Source organism: Allochromatium warmingii (assembly GCF_900107145.1).
Lineage (GTDB): Bacteria > Pseudomonadota > Gammaproteobacteria > Chromatiales > Chromatiaceae > Thermochromatium > Thermochromatium warmingii.
This window is the reverse complement of sequence record NZ_FNOW01000071.1, coordinates 1-4,724: the sequence shown is the minus strand read 5'-3', so window position 1 is coordinate 4,724 and position 4,724 is coordinate 1. Positions and strand designations below refer to the sequence as shown.

7 protein-coding genes are annotated in these 4,724 nt (G+C 48.4%); all 7 read right to left on the bottom strand.

The window, feature by feature from the left end; all coding sequences use genetic code 11:
• Positions 1 to 122 precede the first annotated feature (122 nt).
• Positions 123 to 392, bottom strand: a complete 270-nt coding sequence (fliQ, locus tag BLW10_RS13300; protein ID WP_091335493.1) for a flagellar biosynthesis protein FliQ — start codon at positions 390 to 392, stop codon at positions 123 to 125.
• 90 nt (positions 393 to 482) lie between these two features.
• Positions 483 to 1,235, bottom strand: coding sequence for a flagellar type III secretion system pore protein FliP (gene fliP / locus BLW10_RS13295; RefSeq protein WP_091335489.1), 753 nt, complete (start codon positions 1,233 to 1,235; stop codon positions 483 to 485).
• Positions 1,232 to 1,651, bottom strand: coding sequence for a flagellar biosynthetic protein FliO (fliO, locus tag BLW10_RS13290; RefSeq protein WP_091335485.1), 420 nt, complete (start codon positions 1,649 to 1,651; stop codon positions 1,232 to 1,234). The genes fliP and fliO overlap by 4 nt, the downstream gene beginning before the upstream one ends.
• A complete protein-coding gene (gene fliN, locus BLW10_RS13285) occupies positions 1,648 to 2,085 on the bottom strand; it encodes a flagellar motor switch protein FliN (RefSeq protein WP_091335481.1) in 438 nt (145 codons plus the stop codon). The genes fliO and fliN overlap by 4 nt, the downstream gene beginning before the upstream one ends.
• 21 nt (positions 2,086 to 2,106) lie before the next feature.
• Positions 2,107 to 3,087 carry a flagellar motor switch protein FliM gene (gene fliM, locus BLW10_RS13280; RefSeq protein WP_091335477.1) on the bottom strand — a complete coding sequence of 327 codons (981 nt, stop codon included), beginning with the start codon at positions 3,085 to 3,087 and terminating at the stop codon, positions 2,107 to 2,109.
• 9 nt (positions 3,088 to 3,096) lie between these two features.
• Entirely contained in the window at positions 3,097 to 3,663 is a 567-nt protein-coding gene (locus BLW10_RS13275; protein ID WP_091335474.1) for a flagellar basal body-associated FliL family protein, read from the bottom strand.
• 140 nt (positions 3,664 to 3,803) lie between these two features.
• Positions 3,804 to 4,724: flagellar hook-length control protein FliK (locus tag BLW10_RS13270; protein WP_143117091.1), on the bottom strand; the 921-nt coding region annotated here is incomplete at its 5' end.

Sequence of the window (4,724 nt, the reverse complement as noted above, 5' to 3'; positions counted from 1 at the left end):
GTCAATACAAAAGCGAGCTGCGTTCTTTGCTGACAGAGAATTTTTCTATTATCGGTTAATTGTCAAAAACGAAAAATCGGTATCAGGTTAGTATAACTTAAGTCATTAAGTGTAGCATTTGTTTAGCCAATTAACCCAGGAATGCTTTCATACAGCCGTATCACATAATCCGTAACTAGCGTCAGCATCCACGGCCCCGCAATAATCAGCGCCGCACCAACCCCAACTAATTTTGGAATAAACGTTAGTGTCATTTCCTGAATTTGCGTTGCAGCTTGAAATAAACTAATAATTAAACCGATAATCAAACCAGTCAATAATGGTGGCGCGGACATCAAAATAATCACTTCGCCTGCCTCTTTGCCAATTTCTAAAACCATTTCAGGTGTCATATTCACAGATCTCCAGAGAAAAACGATGTTCATTCAGCGGATTTAGCAGGAGCGCGTACCGCTGGAAGCTGAATACTGACGGCTGGCAGCTCATGTATAAAAACTCCGCGCCAACGTACCAAGCAACAACGACCAACCATCGACCAGCACAAACAACATTAACTTAAATGGCAGCGAAATAATCAATGGCGAGAGCATCATCATACCCATCGACATTAAAACACTGGCAACCACTAAATCAATAATTAAAAACGGAATCAAAATCAAAAAGCCAATTTGAAATGCAGTCTTAAGTTCGCTGATAATAAAAGATGGCACTAAAATACTGAGTGGAATATCGTCTTTTGATTCAAATCCATCGATACCGCGAATATTTGCAAAGAGTGCTAAATCCGATTCGCGGGTTTGTGCCAACATAAATACGCGCAATGGTTTAACTGCTGCCACGAACGCTTCTTCCGTACCAAGCTGTTCTTCCATATACGGCTTGAGCGCCGTATCATAAACTTCTTGAAAAATTGGTGACATGACAAATAGCGTGAGAAAAAACGCCAAACCAAGCAGAATTTGATTCGATGGCGTTTGCGTTGTACCCAATCCTTGACGCAGAATGGCCAGCACAATAATAATGCGGGTAAAGGAAGTCATCATAATGAGCGCCGACGGCAATAACGTCAGTAACGTCATTAAGATTAAAATTTGTAGCGTGACCGAATACACGACACGCCCGCTATTCGGTTCAGTGGTGACGGTTACTGCATCTAATCCACCTAACTGCGCAAAAGCTGCGCTTGGTATCAGCAGTGCGGCTAATAATCCAACCCAGCGGCACGCCGATTTCATTGCTTGCGCTCGCCTGTTTTCAATCGTTCCAGCAGACTTGCGAAATCGCCGCTCCACGGCTCTTCCGGCGGCGGATCGATTGGATGGGCCAGCGTATGCAGCGGCTGTACACCTGCAGCAGTGACCGCTAATAAAAGCTGCTCCGATCCTACCTGCACTAATAACAAGCGTTCACGGGCACCAATTGAACGCACGGCCAGAATCCGAATGAGTCCAGCACTCGGCGGCGTCACACCTGGAACCCGTCGCAAAAACCATGCTAATACCGCAATCGCCGCTACAATTAATACCAGCGCACCGACTAATTGACTTAAATAGCTGCTCGCTGTCGGAGCAAGCGATTGCGTTACCGCCTCCGCTCGCACAAAATCGGGCAGCCAAAACAACAACCCCAGCGTATAGGGTAAGTGACTCACCGCAGTTTACGCACCCGTTCACTTGGGCTAATTACATCAGTTAGGCGAATGCCAAATTTTTCATTAACAACCACCACTTCACCATGCGCAATGAGCGTGCCATTAACTAAAACATCTAATGGCTCGCCTGCTAATCGATTGAGTTCAACGACTGAGCCTTGATTCAGTTGCAATAAATTGCGAATTGGAATGCGCGTGCGGCCAATTTCCATTGACAGCGTAACCGGCACATCCAGCACCATATTGAGATTGATTTCAGCGGTGGTTTCTGGTCGTGATCCGCTAAAATCTTCTGGATTCAATGGCCGCACTGTATCAGTTTGCGCCGCTGTATTCGCTCCAGCAGCCGGTTCATTATCTTTTTGCTCTTCGAGTGCTGCTGCCCAAGCATCGGCAACATCTTCATCCAGCGGCGTTGTGTTATCGTTGCTCATGTTATACCTGAAACACTCTAACTAGATATGCTTGATTTGCTCAACAATTTTGATCGCGTTCATGCCATTTGAAACGCCAAACTGACCGCGAAATAACGGAATATCCTCGACATGAAGGATCACGGTCTCTGGTAAGTCAACAGAAAGAATGTCGCCTGCCTTGATTTTTAATAGTTGCTCAACAGTTAAGGTTACTTCGGCGAGTAATGAACTAATTTCGATCTGTGCTAACGGCAATTCTTCTTCAAATGCACGCTGCCAGCGATGATCGACGCTACTGCGATCAGATTGCAAGCCAGTATCGAGCAATTCGCGGATTGGCTCCAGCATTGAATATGGAAAGGTGACATGCAAATTACCGCCACCGCCTTCTAATTCAATATGAAAATCATTAATTACAACAATTTCAGTTGGGCTGACGATATTAGCAAACTGCGGATTAACTTCGGAATGCACGAACTCAAATTTGAGCGCCATAACAGGTTCCCAAGCTTTCTCCATATCCTCAAATGAGGTATCGAGCAGATTTTTGATAACTCGCATTTCCATCGGCGTAAAATCACGACCTTCAATCCGCGAATAAAACCGTCCTTCACCACCGAAAAAATTATCGACAAGACCAAAAACCAATTTGGGATCAAAAACAATGAGTGCCGTGCCATGCAATGGTTGGACGCGCACCAGATTTAAACTAGTTGGCACATACAACGAGTGCAAATACTCAGAAAACTTAGTAACACGCGCTCCAATTACTGAAATTTCCGAGGAACGACGCAGCAAATTAAACAGATGCACGCGCAAATAACGCGCAAAACGCTCGTTAATCATATCCAGCGTTGGCATCCGCCCACGAACGATACGATCCTGAGTTGTGAAGTCATACGAACGTGCTTTTCCATCAGGCGGAAAAGGATCGGCTTCGGTATCGACATCACCGGCATCAACGCCATGCAGGAGCGCGTCGATTTCGTCTTGGCTGAGAATGTCAGCTTGCTGCGCCATTTTAGAGCCTTATTGCATAATCAGTTCATTAAACAGCACATCACGCACATCAGCGGGTTCACTCGCTCGCGCTAAAAGCTGAACCAATTTCTGACGTAAGGCTTCACGCAGGGTATCTTTGCCTTCGGGTGTATTCAACACTTCAAATTGTTGTGCTGCAAGAATGGCTAAAATATCATTACGTAGCATCGGCATGTGTTTATCCAGTGCCGTAATAACTGCCGGATTCGGTGTCGCAACAATTAAACTGACCCGTAAAAATCGCGCTGGCCCTGAAGGAAGATTAACGGTCAGATCTTCTAATGGATGATATAGCAGCGGCGCTGCTACGGCTGGAGCAGGCGCAGCTTCTGGAATGGAAGCCGGTGCCGGCGCAGCCGCCGTTTCAGTCGCTGCTTCCGTTTCACCCTCACCCGCTTCAACCGTAGGCTGTTTATGGATGAGAAAATAATAGGCAGCTCCACCGCCACCAGCGAGTAACAATAGAATTAACACCACAAGCAGAATAATAATGAGCTTTCCATTACCGCCGCCTTGAGCAGCCGGTTCTTTTTCAGCTTTTTTCTTTTCAGCCATTGTTTTTCTCTCTCATATAGGGATGCGGTTTATTCATAATCGGGCGCGGAAGCTAAGTCGCTGCCACTGATCCGGCTGCCGTCACGATGGCGCTTAAATCGTATCACGCCGAACGCCCGCCGCGGCTATTCGGCAGGTGTTCAACTGAAAACATCGAGTCGATGAGCACGCGGTTGTTCGGTGTCAGATTCGGCGGCGGTTTGGCCGGCGTGTTCGGTGTCGGCGGCGTCCACCTCATCGCGCCACGTCGGTTCGCGGCGTTCACGTCCAGTTTCGCCGCGCTCGTTCGGCGCTTGATCGGAGACCGAGACGTTGCCCAGCCAGACGCCATCTTGGGCGAGCGCATCGCGTAAACGCGGCAGCGCGGCTTCCAACGCCTCGCGGGTGGCCGGGTGTGCGGCGACAAATTGTACATGGGTTCGGTCGCCTTCCTGCACGAAACGGACATCCAACGCCCCCAAACTCGGCGGATGCAGCTTGATCTCGGCGCTTTCCAAACCGCGTTCAAGCGACCAGCGCAGTTGTTCGGCAAGGCGCTGCTCACCGCCGGGCTGCAACAGACGCTCCAATATCAATGGTTGGAATCGTCCACTAGCGGTTGTTGGATCGGGGGCGATGCCCAACGCTTGGCGACTCAGGGTTGGCGTGGCAGTCGATTCGGTCGCTATTTCAGATGGTGTTGTACGGTCTGATATTGGCGCTGATGATTCATCGGTGCGGCTAACAGTTAATTCGACGCCATTTTGCGCGAGTGCGGTACTTAATTGCGGTTGTACTGCATTCAATATTTCGCGGGCAACAGGATTCGGCGCACTAATTTGCACTTGTTGTATTCCATTCGTCTGAGTTTGACGAATGTCTAATGTGCCTAAATTCGGCGGATCGAGTTTGATTTCAGCGCGAGCTTGACCGGAATCAATGATTTGGCGAATGTGCTGAATTAACGGTTGTTCGCCGTTGGGTTGCGATAAACGGCTGAGATCAAGCGGTTGAGTGATAATTGGCGTAGATTCTAATTTGATGCCAGTTTGCGCTAAGGCGTCGCGGATTTGCGGGAGCGC

Excerpts from the sequence above, each read along its gene's own strand:
- BLW10_RS13275 (WP_091335474.1), bottom strand. The coding sequence starts at position 3,663 with ATGGCTGAAAAGAAAAAAGCTGAAAAAGAACCGGCTGCTCAAGGCGGC.
- fliM (WP_091335477.1), bottom strand. The coding sequence starts at position 3,087 with ATGGCGCAGCAAGCTGACATTCTCAGCCAAGACGAAATCGACGCGCTC.
- fliQ (WP_091335493.1), bottom strand. The coding sequence starts at position 392 with ATGACACCTGAAATGGTTTTAGAAATTGGCAAAGAGGCAGGCGAAGTG.
- fliN (WP_091335481.1), bottom strand. The coding sequence starts at position 2,085 with ATGAGCAACGATAACACAACGCCGCTGGATGAAGATGTTGCCGATGCT.
- fliP (WP_091335489.1), bottom strand. The coding sequence starts at position 1,235 with ATGAAATCGGCGTGCCGCTGGGTTGGATTATTAGCCGCACTGCTGATA.